The sequence below is a fragment of the Oleiphilus messinensis genome (genome assembly GCF_002162375.1).
In the GTDB taxonomy this organism is placed as follows: Bacteria; Pseudomonadota; Gammaproteobacteria; order Pseudomonadales; family Oleiphilaceae; genus Oleiphilus; species Oleiphilus messinensis.
The window spans coordinates 5,698,355-5,714,651 of the sequence record NZ_CP021425.1 but is presented as its reverse complement, the minus strand read 5'-3'; the positions used below and the strand labels follow the sequence as shown (position 1 = coordinate 5,714,651).

At 50.1% G+C, this 16,297-nt stretch carries 10 protein-coding genes; 7 read left to right on the top strand and 3 right to left on the bottom strand.

What is annotated here, in order from left to right; all coding sequences use genetic code 11:
- Positions 1-9 precede the first annotated feature (9 nt).
- The 4 genes from OLMES_RS24680 to OLMES_RS24665 all read left to right on the top strand — a co-directional run bounded on the left by OLMES_RS24680 (position 10) and on the right by OLMES_RS24665 (position 8,169).
- Positions 10-501 carry a DM13 domain-containing protein gene (locus tag OLMES_RS24680; RefSeq protein WP_087463699.1) on the top strand — a complete coding sequence of 164 codons (492 nt, stop codon included), beginning with the start codon at positions 10-12 and terminating at the stop codon, positions 499-501.
- A gap of 296 nt (positions 502-797) precedes the next feature.
- A complete protein-coding gene (gene amt, locus OLMES_RS24675) occupies positions 798-3,026 on the top strand; it encodes an ammonium transporter (protein ID WP_087463698.1) in 2,229 nt (742 codons plus the stop codon).
- 106 nt (positions 3,027-3,132) lie between these two features.
- Entirely contained in the window at positions 3,133-6,243 is a 3,111-nt protein-coding gene (locus OLMES_RS24670) for a DUF4214 domain-containing protein (RefSeq protein ID WP_087463697.1), read from the top strand.
- Positions 6,244-6,480: 237 nt separating this feature from the next.
- A complete protein-coding gene (locus OLMES_RS24665; protein WP_198343119.1) occupies positions 6,481-8,169 on the top strand; it encodes a methyl-accepting chemotaxis protein in 1,689 nt (562 codons plus the stop codon).
- 49 nt (positions 8,170-8,218) lie between these two features.
- On the opposite strand, the gene OLMES_RS24660 is transcribed toward OLMES_RS24665, so the two are convergent.
- Positions 8,219-8,473 carry a hypothetical protein gene (locus tag OLMES_RS24660; RefSeq protein ID WP_087463695.1) on the bottom strand — a complete coding sequence of 85 codons (255 nt, stop codon included), beginning with the start codon at positions 8,471-8,473 and terminating at the stop codon, positions 8,219-8,221.
- 166 nt (positions 8,474-8,639) lie between these two features.
- Here OLMES_RS24660 and OLMES_RS24655 point away from each other — a divergent pair, with 166 nt between their 5' ends.
- From OLMES_RS24655 to OLMES_RS24645, 3 genes are all read left to right on the top strand, one after another.
- Positions 8,640-9,533, top strand: coding sequence for an acyltransferase (locus OLMES_RS24655; RefSeq protein WP_087463694.1), 894 nt, complete (start codon positions 8,640-8,642; stop codon positions 9,531-9,533).
- Between the two features lie 171 nt (positions 9,534-9,704).
- Positions 9,705-11,441, top strand: coding sequence for a GGDEF domain-containing protein (locus OLMES_RS24650; protein WP_198343118.1), 1,737 nt, complete (start codon positions 9,705-9,707; stop codon positions 11,439-11,441).
- Positions 11,442-11,464: 23 nt separating this feature from the next.
- The gene (locus tag OLMES_RS24645) at positions 11,465-12,733 is read left to right on the top strand and encodes a DUF1329 domain-containing protein (RefSeq protein ID WP_087463692.1); all 1,269 of its coding nucleotides are present in this window, start codon (positions 11,465-11,467) and stop codon (positions 12,731-12,733) included.
- Between the two features lie 278 nt (positions 12,734-13,011).
- Here OLMES_RS24645 and OLMES_RS24640 read toward each other — a convergent pair whose 3' ends face one another.
- Both OLMES_RS24640 and OLMES_RS24635 read right to left on the bottom strand, forming a co-directional pair.
- Complete coding sequence (locus tag OLMES_RS24640) at positions 13,012-14,406, bottom strand: sigma-54-dependent transcriptional regulator (RefSeq protein WP_232465201.1); 1,395 nt, start codon at positions 14,404-14,406, stop codon at positions 13,012-13,014.
- Positions 14,403-16,295: a sensor histidine kinase gene (locus OLMES_RS24635; protein ID WP_198343117.1), complete on the bottom strand. Its 1,893-nt coding sequence runs from the start codon at positions 16,293-16,295 to the stop codon at positions 14,403-14,405. The genes OLMES_RS24640 and OLMES_RS24635 overlap by 4 nt, the downstream gene beginning before the upstream one ends.
- Positions 16,296-16,297 lie beyond the last annotated feature (2 nt).

Below are 16,297 nucleotides of genomic sequence, written 5' to 3'. Positions count from 1 at the left end.
GAGATTAATATGATTCGATTGGCCCTGGTATTTGTAGTGGGCTTGCTTACCGGATTAGCGGTCGGTGCGGTAACGGTTTTATTTTATTATCCCTTTTGGTTTCCTCCAGCCGAGGTGAACGAAACGGTTACGCTTTTGCCGGGTAAGGTAATGGTTGCTGAGGGAGCGTTTATCCATCCGGATCCGGATGATGATGTGCATTGGGGAAAAGGCGGTCTTACGGTGTATCAGCAGGGGGACGCCCTGGAGTATTTTCTGAATGCCGATTTCGAAGTGGGGCCGGGTCCTGATTTTCATGTTTATGTGGTGAATGAGCAGAATATTACGGACAAGAATCAATTTGATCCTGATCGTGCGATTGAGCTGGGTCGGTTGAAAAGTTTCACGGGCAGTCAGGTCTATGTTCTGACCAATGGGGTAAATGCAGGCCCGTCTCATTCACTTGTTGTGTGGTGTAAGACTTTTAAGCAGTTAATTACGTCTGCGAATGTCTCTCTTTGATCAACAGCCCTGTTGATCAAACTCTCCTCTTGAACGATTTTTGATTTATTTTTGACCATTTGTGGTGCGCCTTGATTGTGGTGCACCTGTATGGAGCTTTTTTCTCTGTAAACGTTCTGGATGATCTTCATCTCTCTGCAATAAAAAATGATCATACATGTCATAAAATAATGCGTAATTATCAAAAGCATGCTACCACTTAAGTGGTATTTATGATCGTTAACTAATTTAAATTCGCATAGTTATGGAATGGTTGTTGCTGTGTCACAGTTCACATTCCTTTGGAGATTGGCGAGATGTTTTTGCGCTTTTTTGTACTGATTTTGTGTTTACAGCCTGCACTATCTTGGGGAGAGGGTGGAGAAGGTCAATCTGTATTGACCTTGGTATGGATTATATTGTGCACAGGGTTGGTGCTTTTTATGCAGGCAGGCTTCACTTTGTTGGAGACTGGGCTGACGCGCGCCAAGAATACGATCAACGTCGCACTCAAGAATATCTGCGATCTGGCCATTTCCAGCCTGGTGTTCGGTTTTGTGGGTTATGGTTTGATGTTTGGTGATTCCTGGTTGGGATGGTTTGGAACCAGCCATTTCATGATGGATGATCTTACCGAACCTTTAGAACTTGCCGTTTTTATCTTTCAGTTGGTATTTGCCGGTACGGCTGTGACCATAATTTCCGGCGCTGTTGCAGAGCGTATGCGGTTTAACAGCTATTTGCTCGTTTGTGTCCTGGTGGCGGGTTTTACCTACCCGGTGGTGGGGCACTGGATTTGGTCTTCCGACGGCTGGCTGGCGCAAAAGGGGTTTGTTGATTTTGCAGGTTCAACTGTGGTTCATGGTGTGGGGGGATGGCTGGCACTGGCCGGTGCGATTTGTCTGGGGCCCAGGTTGGGGCGGTTCAATAAACAGGGTGAGGCACAGAAGCTGCCAGGTCATTCATTGTTATTGGCTTCAATTGGGGTCTTTATTCTTTGGTTTGGCTGGCTGGGCTTCAATGCCGGTTCAACGCTGGAAGCATCTGAAGCGATTGTCCAGATTGTGATTAATACGGTCATGTCCGCCGCAGCCGGTGCGGTGAGCTGTATGCTGGTCAGTGCACTGGTGCGAGGCCAGGTTGAACCGGAAAAGGTTTTAAACGGCATTGTTGGTGGTCTGGCCGGGATTACTGCGGGTTGTGCGGTAGTGGATACCGGAGGTGCGGTGCTGATCGGTTTGAGCAGTGGTATCGTGGTTTACATGGGCGAAAGCTTGTTGCTGAGACTCAAAATCGATGATCCGGTGGGGGCTGTCGCGGCACACGCATTTGCCGGTGCCTGGGGAACGATTGCGTTGGCTTTGGTTGCCCCTATTGCCAATTTACCGGATAGCAGCCATATCAATCAATTTATGACTCAGGTAACGGGTGTTCTGGCGGTAGCGATTTGGTCCTTGCTCTCGGGCTTCTTGTTGTTTGGTGGTTTGAGCGCACTTGGAATTTTACGCGTGACGCAGGAAGATGAAGAGGCGGGGTTGAATGTCGCGGAGCATGGTGCAAGAACGGTTTGGCTGGACACCCTGAAAACGATGGAAAACATTGTTGAGACTGGCAATCTTAAATTGCGGACACCGGTTGAAATCGGCACAGAAGCAGGTATGACCGCCCAAATGTTCAATCGCTTGCTGGATGCGTTTCAACACTCGCTTAGCGAATTGCTACAAGCCACTTCCAGTTTACATTCGGATGCCAGTGACTTGCAACATAATGCTTCGGCGGTGAATCAGGCGGCGCGACTCGGTAGCAATAGCAGTAATACCTTGCGTCAGTCGGTGCTGGATATTGCGCTGGCTATTCGGGAAATCTCCCGGCGTGCCGAGGATACGGCGGTGGCCGCACGACAAGTGAGTGAAGAGGCCACTATCAGTGAGCAGGATTTGAGTGCGACTCTGACGGAAATCGAAGTGCTGGCCGAACAGGTCGAGCATGTGGCAGGATTTGTCAGTAATTTTGATCGTCATGCGGATGCCATTAATGTCGCAGTGGAAGCCATCCAGACCATTGGCGAGAACACCAATTTACTTGCACTTAACGCCGCCATCGAAGCTGCCCGGGCGGGTGATCACGGACGAGGATTCGCCGTCGTGGCGCAAGAAGTTCGGGAACTGTCCAATAAAGCACAACTGTCTGCGACGGAAATTGCGGATATCGTGACACAGCTGCAAACGGAAGCAAAAAGTGCACGGAGTGCTATGGATGATAATGTCGTGATGGCACGCCGTAGTGCGGAACGGGCCGGTAAAACCCGGGAAACCCTGCACTCGATTACCGCCGGTATTACCCATATCAATGATTTAAATGCGCAAGTCGCAGTTGCCGTTCAGCAGCAGGAACAATCCGCCTATACAGCCAGCGAGGATGTGGAGTCACTTACGGAACTGACGTCAGGGTTGCATCAGCGAGCTGAAGAAGCGGGTCAACGGAGTCGGGGGGTGCATGATCTGGCGACAGAACTGGCTGGATTGAGCCAGCGCTACCAGGTTTGAGAGCGGGGCCGGTTTGTTTTGCCTGAGCGCTTTGGAACATGCTAGGCTTTTCAAACAGGCACCATCGCACCGATGCTGCCGCCAAGGATTCAGGAGCGTGCGTGATATGTTATCTTTTACAGCAAGAGGTGATCGATCAAGGATAGGGAAGGCGGGGTTCAGGGCCGGAAACTGGACATGCCTGGCGGTTTTGCTCGGCTGTGTCTGGGGAGCCCAGAACGCGGTGGCGCAATGCACTGAGCGGTCTTTCAGTGCAGCGGAGCAACAGGTCATTAATGCCTATATTGGCTATTATGGCCGAGCCCCGGATTATGCCGGATTTGCTTATTGGTCTCAGGTATTGACGGATGAAGGTGGAAGCCTGGGCAGCATCATCGAAGACTTTGGTAATTCTGCCGAGTTTGAATCGCGCTTTGGCAGTTTGTCTAATACCGAACTGGTGAATAATCTGTTTCAGCAGGTATTCGGGCGGGATGCTGATCCTCTCGGGTTGGAGTTTTACACCAACGAGCTGTCCAGTGGTGCGCGAACCTTGCAGAACATCACGCTGGATATTCTGGGCGGTGCGCAAAATGATGACAAAGTTATTGCCGATAATCGCGCTGCAGTCGCCGGACACTATGTCATCCTGTCCAGTGAGGCGAAAACCAATATCGATTCCGATACCCTGTTTTCACTGCTGGGCGCGGTTGGCAGTGACACCAACAGCGCTACTTCAGCCTGTTCGACAGTCTCCGGTTTCTATTCCGATGCAGGTGAAACCAGTGTTGCCTCGACGCTCTCGAAACTCAGTATTGATACCACACCCACTCCCCGTGTAGACCAATCCGGAAACGATTTGCCATCAGATTATGCTCCCCTGGGCGCCAGTCGCACGCTGGAGCGCAAAGCAGAGTTGTTTCTGGCGGGATTACCCCGTTTGAATGAATCCGATTCCCTGAGTTTGTTGAAGTACTTGCCAGCCGGGGCTGGGCAGGACGCTTCAACAGCCCATATGCCAGGGGCGTCGTTGGACGAGAGCTGGAAACAATCTGCCTATAATGCCGTCGCTCCGGGTGATATTGATGGGGATGGTTTCGAAGAAATGGTGTTCCTTTGGTGGAATGCAGGCACCGGGGCGGTGACACTTACGGTGATGGATGATGAGTCGGAAAATTTTACTTACTCGGCCCCGAGTGTCTTAATCGCAGGGACTCCGGATTATCTGCAAGTGATTACCGGCGACCTGGATGGCGATGGCACTGATAACGTGATTGTGGCCATCATTGATGACAGCTCAGGGCGGGTAAACCTCAATGTATTGAGCGGCTCCAAGAGTGCCGGATTTGCGCTGTCGAGTAACAGTGTCGAGTTTAGTGCCAGCCAGAGCAGTAGTGATTTAAGTATTGAAATGGCCGCCGGGCAGCTGGACCGGGATGCGGGGCTTGAGCTGGCAGTGGTGACGTCCGAAACCGTCGGTGGCGGGCAAAATGGTTCACCTGGCGGTGGTCAGAGCCGCTATTGGATTTATGATGATTTGAATGCCGGTTTTGAGCTTAAGCATAATGATCGTATTAGTGCCTTTATCGACACGGCCACGATTGATGGTGTGACCGGGACACTGGCGGTCGGTGATGTTGATGGTGACAATCTTGATGAAATTGTCATTGCCGCACTGGCTGACCATTTTCCAACCACCTGTGAACCGGTGACGACCCTGCAACTGGTTCTGGATGATATGGTGAACGGGAATGCTACGGTTGCCAGTAGCCAGTATTCGAACCGCTTGAATAACTGTGAGTCCAGTGGCAACAACGGCTGGACAAGCTATGTCTGGGCTGATGTGCTGGATATTGATGGTGATGGCTATCAGGAGTTTCATGTTAATGGTGTAGTGTTTGATGATCTGTTCAACACCAGTAGCCTGACGCCGATGGAAATGGATGGTGAAACGATCCAGATCCCCACTAGTAATGTATTCAAAGGCCCGGGCAACAATCAACGGGTCCGGACTACGCGGGAGAACACAGTGTTGACCGCCGGTGATGTGACCGCAGATGGCTACGACGATATTATTGTCTATATGCCCGCCACGGTACCCCTCAGACAGGTTTCCAATGGTGCGGTAACTTTTTGGGAAAACGGCTATGCCGTAACCGTGTGGGGATTTGATCCGGCCTCCGGTGAATGGGGCCAGAAGTATTATGAAGAACTGGATGGCCAGCACCTCTCTGAAGATGAATTCGGACCTCCACAACTTGCTGCGGTGAATGTTGATAATGACAGTACCCTGCTGAAATACTCGGAAGGTACCCATGAAATTGTGTTCACCGAGCCGCTGGTGTTGGCGGCGTTGGCCGCGCCACCTTGTTGGGGGGATGGCGTCCAGGTGACCGATGTGTGCCAAACCTCATGGGGTAAGGGATCGACTGTGGGGGCGAGTAGTTCAGTTTCCCATGAAGTGACTGCCCGGCAACATTCTTCGGTAAGCGGAGATGTCAGTTTGCCTATCATCGGTGATGTGGGGGTCGAGGTTTCCCGTTCGGTGGGCGTGAGCCTGGGGGTTGAAGCAAGTCTGGGTTATCAGACCAGTAAGACGATCACCTACACCACTGGAGCAATGGAAGACACTGTTGTGGCCACCGTCATTCCCTATGACCAATATACCTATAAAATCTTGTCTCACCCTGTATATCCCCAACTGGTAGGTACGGATCTGGTGATATCACTGCCCAGAGCGCCGCGCACCATCCAGATCGAGCGCCAGTTTTTCAACAGCGCGGTTTCCGGAGAAGGGGTTCAGGTTGGCAGTAATGTTTTTGGCCATACCATCGGTGACGTGTCCACCTATCCAAGCCGTTCCGATATGCAAAGTATTGTGGGCTTTTTGGGTTCCTCAATTGGTCCGGTCGATGTGGGGGCGAGTAATGGCAGTACATCGGTCGAGATATCCGAGTCATTGACTGCGGGGCTGACCACCTCGGTTTCGGTCTCCTATGAGCGCGAAGTGAAAACTGATCTGGGCAAGAGCATGGTCGGCTTCAGTGTCGGGAGCAGTACCACAGCCAGCCTGGGTTTTTCTGTGGGCAGCGATGTGGTATTCGCCGGCACGGTGGGAGATATGCCGCCAGAGACCTTTTCGCTGGATCGGGCCTACAGTTATGGTCTGTTTGCTTATCAGTTGACAGACTCAACTTCGGGACAAACCTTTCAGGTTATTAATTACTGGGTGGAGTAAATTAACTTCAGCGGAATCAGGAGACTGGTTCCGCATTGTAAATAGCAGGTTGAAATAAACTGTGAAGTGAATGGTTTAATTTGTTATAAGGCCGTTCCTTCGCGCCTTCCAGAATGGTGAGACTTGTGTCACTGAACTAAGCTGTAAGTACAAACTATAGATTGAAGCTATAGCTAAAAGTGCAAGAGGGATCCTGTGCGTTTGGTTTTATCCGCCTGGTGCTGTGGAGGGCTTGACGTGAAGGCTTCATTGTTCTGGAAATTAATCATTCCCGTTGCTGCGGCTTTTCTGTTGAGTCTGCTATTCCTGGCATTCTGGGTTCCCGGACAAATCGAACAGAATGCCAAACAAAACGCCATTGCCGCGGCGGAACAAACCGTAAAGCAATTTAAAATATTGCGTAGTTACTACACCGCCAATGTGGTTAAAAAAGTGCTGGCCAAAGGCGGCCTGTCTGCATCATTCGAGCACCGGAACGACCCCGATAAAATTCCGCTGCCTGCGACCATGATTCATGATTTAAGTGAATTGCTGGCGCAGGACGGGATGTCCGTTCGGCTGTATTCCGCCTTCCCGTTCCCCAATCGTTCACAACGTGTGCTTGATGATTTTCAAAAGCAGGCGTGGGCCGAGATCTCCAAATCCCCGGAACAGGTGGTACAGGATCAGCAAGTGTTGGATGGTGTCGCAACCGTTCGGGTCGCGATAGCGGATACCATGGTTAATGAGGTGTGTGTGAATTGTCATAATGCACATCCGGATACGCCGAAAAACGACTGGCGACTGGGGGATGTGCGCGGCATTCTTGAGGTTGATGTACCTATTGCGAAAGCATTGGCCAACGGCAGCCAGCTGAGTCACACCATCACACTGGTGCTTGCGCTTGTATTAGTTATCGTTATCGCCATTGTCTGGTTTATCTACCGGAATACGGTAGGTTCCAAGCTGCATGGGCTGATGTTAGCGTTGGATGATATTGCGCAGGGCAAGGGGGACTTGACCCAGCGTCTTGATGAATCCAGTGGTGATGAAATTGGCCAGGTGGCACAAAGCTTTAACGGTATCATGGTTAATCTGCAGCAATTGGTTCAGGATATAGTCGGGGTTGCGGGGCGTTTAGCTCATGCATCGGAACAGCTCGCAGCTGTAGCAAAAGACAGTCAGAATGGTGTAAACCGGCAGACGTTGCGGACGGAACAGATGGCTTCCGCAATATCTGAACTCAGCTCTTCTTTTTCCGAAGTCAGTCACAACACAACCCGTGCCAGTGAGCAGGCGGAATTGGCAAGAACCCGCGCCGAACAGGGGGATGCGAAGATGGCACAGGGCACTGACGGTGTGCGTAAATTGGCAGAGGATGTGCAGTCTGCAGCCAGTTCCATTGGGCAGTTAGAAAAGAAAAGTGATGACATTGAAGGTATGGTGGGGGTAATTCGCGGTATTGCTGAACAAACCAATCTGCTGGCTTTGAATGCAGCAATTGAAGCGGCACGGGCAGGGGAGCAGGGGCGAGGTTTCGCGGTTGTCGCCGATGAGGTCCGGACGCTGGCGAGTAAAACTCAGACATCGACTGAAGAAATCAACCATATGATCGAAGCGTTGCAAAGTGAAGTAAAAGCAGCAGTGCATGCCATGGCCAGGGGAAGAGAGAGCACCCAGAAATGTGAGTCACAGTTGCTCGAGGCCAGTGGGGTGTTGCGTCAAATTGATGATTCGGTCTCAATCATGGCCGACCTGAATCAGCAGATAGCGGTGGCGATGGATGAGCAGGTGAGTGTCACCAGTGAACTTAACCAGAATGCAGAGCAAGTTCATGATGAGTCTCAAGGTGCGGTTGCCCATGCGGAGCAAATTCTGGAAACCAGCCTGCGCCTGGAATCCGTTGCGGTCGAGTTAAAGGGCCTGATTGGCCGTTTTAAAATTTAAATCGTCAACAGATCCTTACGTTGCGTCGCGCAAAGCGGGGTGTACCCGGTCAATCGGGGTTGAGTTCAAAGCCGAGCTCCATGGCCCTGTCTCGAGATATGAGACCGAATGTCTGTTCCTCATCACCATCTGCATGTTCAACGAAATAATCCCCCCGACGCAGCGCTTTCAGCAATTTTTCCCGGTCTGCGCTCAAGTCTCCGTCATACTGTTCAAGGCCCGTTGCTGAGAGTATAAGGTGCTCAAGAAAGCTGTCCCGTGTTTCCGGATCGATGGTGTCAATAAATTCCGGTGGTAATATCATGAAATGTTGTCCTGAATCTATTTGAGCTAACAGCTGTACTCTGAAATGCTGTACTCATCAAGATTGTGTGGTAGAGTTGGAACCCCGGATCGTAATATAGAATTACGATATTGTCATTAACATACGAATTTATGAATCGTACCGTAACCCTGGTTAAAAAGTTGTTATGTTGAGTTTCTTACCTCCCCCGGTGATCGGCTTTATCGCATGGTTGCTGCTCGCGGCAAGTACACTGACGCACTTTGTTGTATTATTTTTTCCTGTTCTACTGAAACTGATTATTCCTTACAAACCTTCCCAGGTGTTTTTTACTAAAATGGCGATCCTGATCGCGGAAAGCTGGATCGGGTTTAATAACTTCTGGATTCGATTAACGCAAAAAGCGGACTGGGATGTGCAAGGGCTCGAAGGCCTGAGCAAAAATGGATGGTATCTGGTCACCAGTAACCATCAGAGCTGGGTCGATATCTTTGTTTTACAGAATATTTTTAACCGTCGTATCCCGATGTTGAAGTTTTTCCTTAAGCAAGAGTTGATCTGGGTACCCATTATGGGGTTGGCTTGGTGGGGGCTGGATTTTCCATTCATGAAGCGCTACTCCAAAGAGTATCTCGCCAAGCATCCTGAAATGCGGGGCAAGGACTTGGAAACTACGCGCAAAGCCTGTGAAAAGTTCCAGCATACACCTGTGAGTGTAATGAACTTTGTTGAAGGGACGCGTTTCACACCGGCGAAACATGAGCGACAGGGCTCACCCTACCAGCATTTGCTGAAACCCCGGCCAGGCGGGACCGCATTTGTAATTGATGCAATGGGGCACTGTATTGATACCTTGGTTGATGTGACGATAGATTACCCGGGCGGTATTCCAACCTTCTCCGATTTCATGTGCGGTCGGGTCAGGAAAATCGTGGTTCGGGTGAATACGGTGAAAATTCCGGAACAGCTGTTCGAAGGTGATTTCTCAGAGGACGCATCTCATCGAGATAAAGTGAAAGTTTGGCTGGATGAGCTCTGGGAAAACAAAGACAAGCAACTTGTTACCTTGAAGCAGCAGTAAAACGCCTACTCGATCCTGTTCGAATTGCCGGTTTGAAGACGGCTGCCCTGTTTCATGTTGCAGGGGCAGCCCGAACTTGTGATCCCTTCCACTTTCAGAGCAGGTCGTGGTACAGCATCTCGTGATTCTGCTAAGCTAACTGAATATGCCTCAGTTCTCTGCGGACTTCCGATGATGCTGCTTAAAAATCCTTTCCTCGGGCTGATGAAGCGCTTGCGCTTCGCCAACAAGTTTTTGTTGGTTACCGCCTGTTTTGCCCTGCCCATGTTTTTCACCAGTGCCTCACTGCTGATCGAGCTATGGCAACGAATTGAAGCCATTCAGCAACAACAGAATGCGGCGTTGCAAATGGTTGAAATGAGTAATATGGCTCAGGAAATGGAGAATCTCCGGGATTTGAAGTTGCTTGAATTCCTCTTGCTGGATAGCGGTTATTTATCCAAAGTTAAGGCCCAGCGGAATATCATCAATACGCGTTTGAATGCTTTTTCCGATCATTTTAATTTAACCCCCTTTCAAAGCACTTTATTGGCATCGCTAAAACAGGAAACGGGAGAGGATACCGTTTCACCGGGGATGGAGGCGATTCCGATGAAACTGGCGTTTGAAAATGCCCATCGGTCGCTGGAAGCACTGTATGAATTACAATCTTCTGTTTTGGTGCAAAGTGGTTTGCTCAGCGGACAGCGGCAGGATATTTTCGGTATCGTGAACCTTGCCAATGAGGAGCTCCAGGCCATCACAAAGCGGATTGCAGAGGTGCGCATCTCCGGCGCGTTTTATTTACGGGTCGGGTATGTTGATGCCAGTGGTGTGGAATTACTGGATCAGCAATATCGAGATCTTGAGCAGACGATTTCAGCGCTTCGGTCGGTCTTGGCAAACCTCTCGGTGACATACCCCGAGTTTTCTGACTTATTAGTCGTCGAGCATTTTATCGAGCCGTTGTTATTGGTCAAGAATGCACTGGATACGGATCTTATGCAGGCGATGACGCTGACCCAAAAATCAACCGAATTTGAAGTGTTTCAGAAAAATAACATAGACGCGGTTTATGAATTGCAGCGGCATTTATTTGAGCGGGTGTTAGCTCACCTGCAGCAGGTGTTGGAAAGCCAACTTATCTATTTTGGTGGGGTGATCGCGGGTTTAACGCTTTTGTTGTGCGTATTCATGCTCATGTTTCTGGCATTTTACCGGAGTGTAAATTCTGCTCTGAAGAGTCTGCGCCTGTTTGCCAGTGAGGTTGCCCAGGGCCGGTATGAAACATCGGTAGATTTGAATACCCAGGATGAATTGAACGAATTGGCCGTGGCGATGGAACAAATGCGTTCCCAGCTGAAAACCCGTGAAGACAAACTGTATGCACTCAGTACAACGGATGCTCTGACCGGGGTTTATAATCGTCAGTACTTTGATCAGGCGGTTAGTAAAGAGATCGAGCGAGCGAGGCGACAAGCTACAACTGTGGCCCTGTTATTTCTGGATGCAGACCATTTCAAACAAATTAACGATACATTGGGTCATCTCGCTGGTGATGCGGTGCTTTCAGAGCTGGGCAATGTCTTGAAAGGGTCCATTTATCGAGCAACGGATATGGTTGCGCGTTACGGTGGAGAGGAATTTGCAATTCTTTTGCCGAATACCAATTTGAAAGGCGCGGTGACTTTTGCGGAACGCATCCGGGAAACCATTGAAAAGCATTCTATACTCTTCGAGGATGAAATCATAACGATTACCGTAAGCATTGGTGTTGCAGCCATTAGACCCGACCGGGATACCTTGGTGCGCGATCTGATTGCTCAGGCCGATGAAGCGGTATACCAAGCAAAAATGACAGGACGGAATCGCTGTTGCACACTCACACAAACCTCGACAACGTTAGAGGTAAAAGAAAGCGCGCCCTGAGGATTGGAATACTCCTGGCGCTATTGTCATCGATTTTTTGGTTTCCTGCCCTAATCCCAACGGCGGATGCCAAACAGAAACTCACACCGGTCGGGGCAATCCAGTCGGCAAATGACTCAGGGGCAATCCCAGCCTGGAGTCCGGACCTGATGGGCTCGTGGAATCCGGCCGAGCACAAGACACTCTTTCGCATAGGCCAGTATAACTGGAAGAAATACGAGCAGTATTTGTGTGCCGGACAAATTGCACTCATCGAAACCTATCCTCGCAGTTTTTTCATACCGGTTTACCCATCCGTGCGAGATGCTCGCCTGCCAGAATGGTATCTGGATAATACGGCTGCACAAAAGGGCAAGGCCCGAATCGCAAAAGATGGTGTTGGTTTAGTTGGTGGGCGATTAGGGGTTCCTTTTCCCGAGCCTGAAACCGGTATTCAGGTCATCTGGAATCACTTAACCCGTTTTCGGGGTAAGTCCTCGATTCGGGAAGGATTGGAAGCCTTGGTTCAAGATGATGGTACATACTCACTGATCCACTTCAAACAGGAGGTCTTGTATCATTATGATGTTAACGCGGATGATGATCGCCTGCTTTCCTATTTGTCACAGATTCTTGCGCCGGCGCGGCTTGCGGGTGGCGCGCTGTTGTTAGTGGATAGCACGGTTCCCGGCGAAAAACCTCGGCTGACCTGGGGCTATAATTCATCCGATCGAAGAGTCCGGCGGTTACCCAATATCGATCATGACTCCACTATCCCCTTGTCTGGTGGCATCCGTACTGCTGATGATACTGATATGTTCAGTGGTTCGCCCGAGCGCTTCGAATGGTCATTGCTGGGGCGACGGGAAATGTTCATTCCCTACCATAATAGTCGCCTGAGCTCCGCCAACCCGGATCTGGATAACCTTTTAATTCCAAACCACATCAATCCTGAGTGGACCCGGTTTGAGTTGCATCGTGTCTGGCATGTCAGAGCGAAGTTGAAAGCGGGTCAGCGCCATATTTACAAGCAGCGAGACTTTTATCTTGATGAGGACAGCTGGAGTATCGTTTGGGCTGATCAGTATCTTCATAATGGTGAGCTGGACCGGATCAGTATCGGGTTTCTGGATTCTTTTGAGGAACAGGAACCGTTGCATTTTCCCACGGTAGAGGTATTTCATGAATTGAGTAAACGGCGGTATAACGCGGTAGGTATTCCGGTTTCGGTTACTCCGGTTATGACGCTTGCTGAACCGTTCCCGGAGCAGCATTTCACCCCTCAGGCATTACGTCGGATTGGTAAGCGCTGAAACGAAAAAAGCCGGTGCATGCACCGGCTTTGAATTTCTATCGAGGACTCCAGATAACGACTGCTTTCTGTTATCTCTCTCGATGAAAATATTATCTCCAGAATAATGATTACTGTATAGCGGGTTTTTGTAAAACAATGTTAAAAGTAAGGAATAAATGTGCAAGACTGATACAAAAAGTAAGTTTTGGCACAGACATTGTTAACTTGTGTTGTATCTGTTTTGTTTGTGTTGCTGTAGGTGTTCAATATTTTCATAATGTGTGTTTATTTGTTTGATTATTGCAGATTGTAACGCAATATTTTGTTCTGTAATCCTTGCCTTGTGAGGCCCAACTGCTCCGCAGCCCGGGTTTTGTTGCCGCCTTGTGCTTCCAGCGCCATTTTAATCAAGGCTATTTCCAGCTCTTTTACTTGTGTATCCAATGTGTGGTTCAGGTCAATTTGGCGGGGTGGTGTGTCTTTATCTGCGGGAACGGTGGAGGATCCGGTTACCAACATCAGGTCGGCAATACTGAGTACATTGTTTTGGCAAACCGCTGCGGCGCTTTCAATCACATTTCTCAGTTCCCTTACATTTCCGGGCCAGATCTGTTGTGAGAACCAGTGTGCTGCAGCGGGATCCAGCTGAATCTGTTGATCATGCTGTGTCCCATAACGTTCCAGGAAGGCCCGAACCAGAATAGGGATGTCCTCAGGGCGCTGTTGCAAGGGCTGGGTCGCAACCGTAAGTCCTTTGATTCGATAGTAGAGGTCATCGCGAAAGATACCCTCTTCAATTGCGGTGGGAATGTCCCGGTTTGTCGCACTGATAACCCGAATATCAATATGTTCCATTTGTCGACTGCCGACCGGATAGTAGCTCCCTTCCTGTAAAACTCGAAGCAGCTTGACCTGCATGGCGAGTGGCATCTCCCCGATTTCGTCCAGAAACAAGGTGCCACCGTCCGCCATTTTCAAGAGTCCCTTGCGATCACGGTCGGCGCCGGTGAAAGCCCCTTTTTTGTAGCCGAATAGTTCGCTTTCCAGCAAATCCCCTGGAATGGCACCACAGTGCACCGAGATAAACGGTTTTTCCTTGCGCAGACTTAAGCGGTGCAAAGCACTGGCGATCAGCTCTTTACCGGTACCACTGGGTCCTTGAATTAGAACGGAGACATCGGTTGGCGCAATGCGTCTGATCAACTCGCGCAGAGATTGGGTGGCTTTGCTATTCCCCACCAGGCCCAGTGTGTCAGTGTAATTTTCCTGTTCGACCCGGGCATTGAGAACTCGGACTTCATTGGCAAGGCGTTGGCGTTCGATGGCTCGGGCCACCACAACATTGAGAAAATCCGGATCAATCGGTTTCGTCAGGAAGTCCCAGGCCCCGTTGCGAATCGCGTCGAGTGCGAGCGACTTCTCGTTGTGCCCGGTCAGGACAACCACTGGAGTATCGCCATAACGAATCAACTCGGCAACAGTATCTTCAGGTCTGAAGGTCGGGGGTAAGGCAAGATCATGAACAACCAGGTCAAAGCGCTCTTGTTCGAACAAGGCCAGTGCAGCCTGCATATTGCCGCAGGTATTGACGGAATACCCTTTTTGAGTGAGCCAAAGGCTGCAGAGTTCGCAAAACGCTTGCTCATCATCAACCAGCAATATGTGCCCTTGCATTTGAGTGTTTCTGTTCATCGAGTTTCCCGGTGTAGAGTGGGTTTGAGCGGCAGTTCTACAAAAAATGTGACGGGCCAGTCCGGCTCCGTGCCACTGTGCCAGACCTTGCCTTGATGTTCATTGACGATCCTGCGCACAATCGCCAGACCCAAGCCACTTCCGCCTGCACGCTTGCTGACAAAGGGGTGAAAAAGCTGAGGCAGCATATTGTCCGGAATCCTTGGGCCATTGTTGTGTATGCCAATGCGAATGGAGTCTGGGTGTTTTTGCAGTACGGCCTTCACGCAACCTGAATCTGACGTAAAGGCTGCAGCATTGTCGAGTAAATTGACCAATACCTGCTGAATGCGGTGGGCATCGACGGTGATCCACAGTCCATCACTTGCTTCCAGATTAATTTTTTTGTTGAACAGTTTTTCACATTGCAGGCAGACGCTCTTGAATAACGCACTTAAATCAGTTCGTTGGAGGTTCAACTCCAGCGACCCCGAGTAAGACAGAACATCTTTTATCAGTAGTTCAGCCCTTTGGATCTGGGTCTGAATATGCTGCCGGGTTTGTTGTTCGGTCTGAGTCGCGGCCATTGCGATAATGTTGAGAGGGTTGCGTAACTCATGTGCAATGGCTGCTGTCAGACCACCCAGTTCGATCAGGTGTTTTTGCTGTAATCGTTTTCGTTCTGCTTCGGCTAATAACAGGGCCCGATCGAGGCTTTGACAGGCGCTGGCAAGTAATTGCGCGAACGTTTCCGCCATACGCTGAATGCCCGGGCTGGTTTCCTCCCAAGAGGTGCAGCGACACAGCCAGGTGCCATTCTGTTTCTGGCAGTTAAAATGATTTTGTGAACTTGGTGCGTTCTGGAGCGAATCCGTATCAATCAGGATATGGCAGGGAGTGCGTGTTTGTTGTTGCCAGAGAGTGTATGCGGTGTGCTCCAGCTCACCCCAACTGTTGGCACGGCTAAATGCGTTAACCCAGGCATCCAGCGTATTGTTGTCGAGCATGCCGTCAGGGTAGATCAGGCGATCTGCAAACTCCTTTGCCGGGCCGTACAATACCCCTGCGATGAACAGTAATATACCTGAGTACAAAATCAGCTGAGCACTGGGCACGCCAGCGAGGTCGGCCAGGCCGAGCGGGGCCAGCAGTGCCAGTAATACACTCATGGCTAACATGCTGATGGTCAGGATAGCGGCCCAGAGTACACCTTTGCTAACCCAGGCGTTTACTTCGATCAAGCGATAACGAACCACACTATAAACAACCAGAATTGGATAGCTGGGCAGGGCGAGCATGGCGTAGGGAAACAGTTGCATGTTCATCGACGGAAAAATAAAACTGACGGAAAGAATAAAGCCCCAGATCCCGGTGATAAACATGGCAATAATCGAACGTCGCAGATTGCCGGTACTGATCATAAATGCGATGAACAAGACAACGTGGGCCGCTGCGCCAACCGCAATTGCATAAATCAGGTTAACCCAGCCGGGAAAGTCCAGATGGAAAAATAATGGGAAGTCCAGCCAGGCCTGGAAATGCCCGCCACCACTTAACCAGGTCAAGGTCACCAGTATAATCGCGCTGCCATAGAGCCATCGCATCCAGCGTGAAATATGTTTTTGGTGATCCTGACTTTCTGTAAACAACGGGGCCAGCCACTGCAAAATGAAGTGAAGAAAGGTGGTGGGCATCAATGGGTTCAATAGCAGTATCAATGCCGCGAGGGACGCATTGCCATTAAAACCCAGTAAATGTCCCAGACACCAAACGGCCATCAACAATGTATAACATGCCAGTATGGAGAGGCCTTTCTCGCGATGACCTTTATACCAGAGCCACGATGCGACGCTGACAGATAAAAGGATGGTCAGCCACATGGAAAAGATGAACAGGAGCTGGTTTGTCATAG

Bases quoted from the DNA above. Each gene is read 5' to 3' on its own strand.
- OLMES_RS24680 (WP_087463699.1), top strand. From the start codon at position 10: ATGATTCGATTGGCCCTGGTATTTGTAGTGGGCTTGCTTACCGGATTA.
- amt (WP_087463698.1), top strand. From the start codon at position 798: ATGTTTTTGCGCTTTTTTGTACTGATTTTGTGTTTACAGCCTGCACTA.
- OLMES_RS24670 (WP_087463697.1), top strand. From the start codon at position 3,133: ATGTTATCTTTTACAGCAAGAGGTGATCGATCAAGGATAGGGAAGGCG.
- OLMES_RS24660 (WP_087463695.1), bottom strand. From the start codon at position 8,473: ATGATATTACCACCGGAATTTATTGACACCATCGATCCGGAAACACGG.
- OLMES_RS24655 (WP_087463694.1), top strand. From the start codon at position 8,640: ATGTTGAGTTTCTTACCTCCCCCGGTGATCGGCTTTATCGCATGGTTG.
- OLMES_RS24650 (WP_198343118.1), top strand. From the start codon at position 9,705: ATGATGCTGCTTAAAAATCCTTTCCTCGGGCTGATGAAGCGCTTGCGC.
- OLMES_RS24640 (WP_232465201.1), bottom strand. From the start codon at position 14,406: ATGAACAGAAACACTCAAATGCAAGGGCACATATTGCTGGTTGATGAT.
- OLMES_RS24635 (WP_198343117.1), bottom strand. From the start codon at position 16,295: ATGACAAACCAGCTCCTGTTCATCTTTTCCATGTGGCTGACCATCCTT.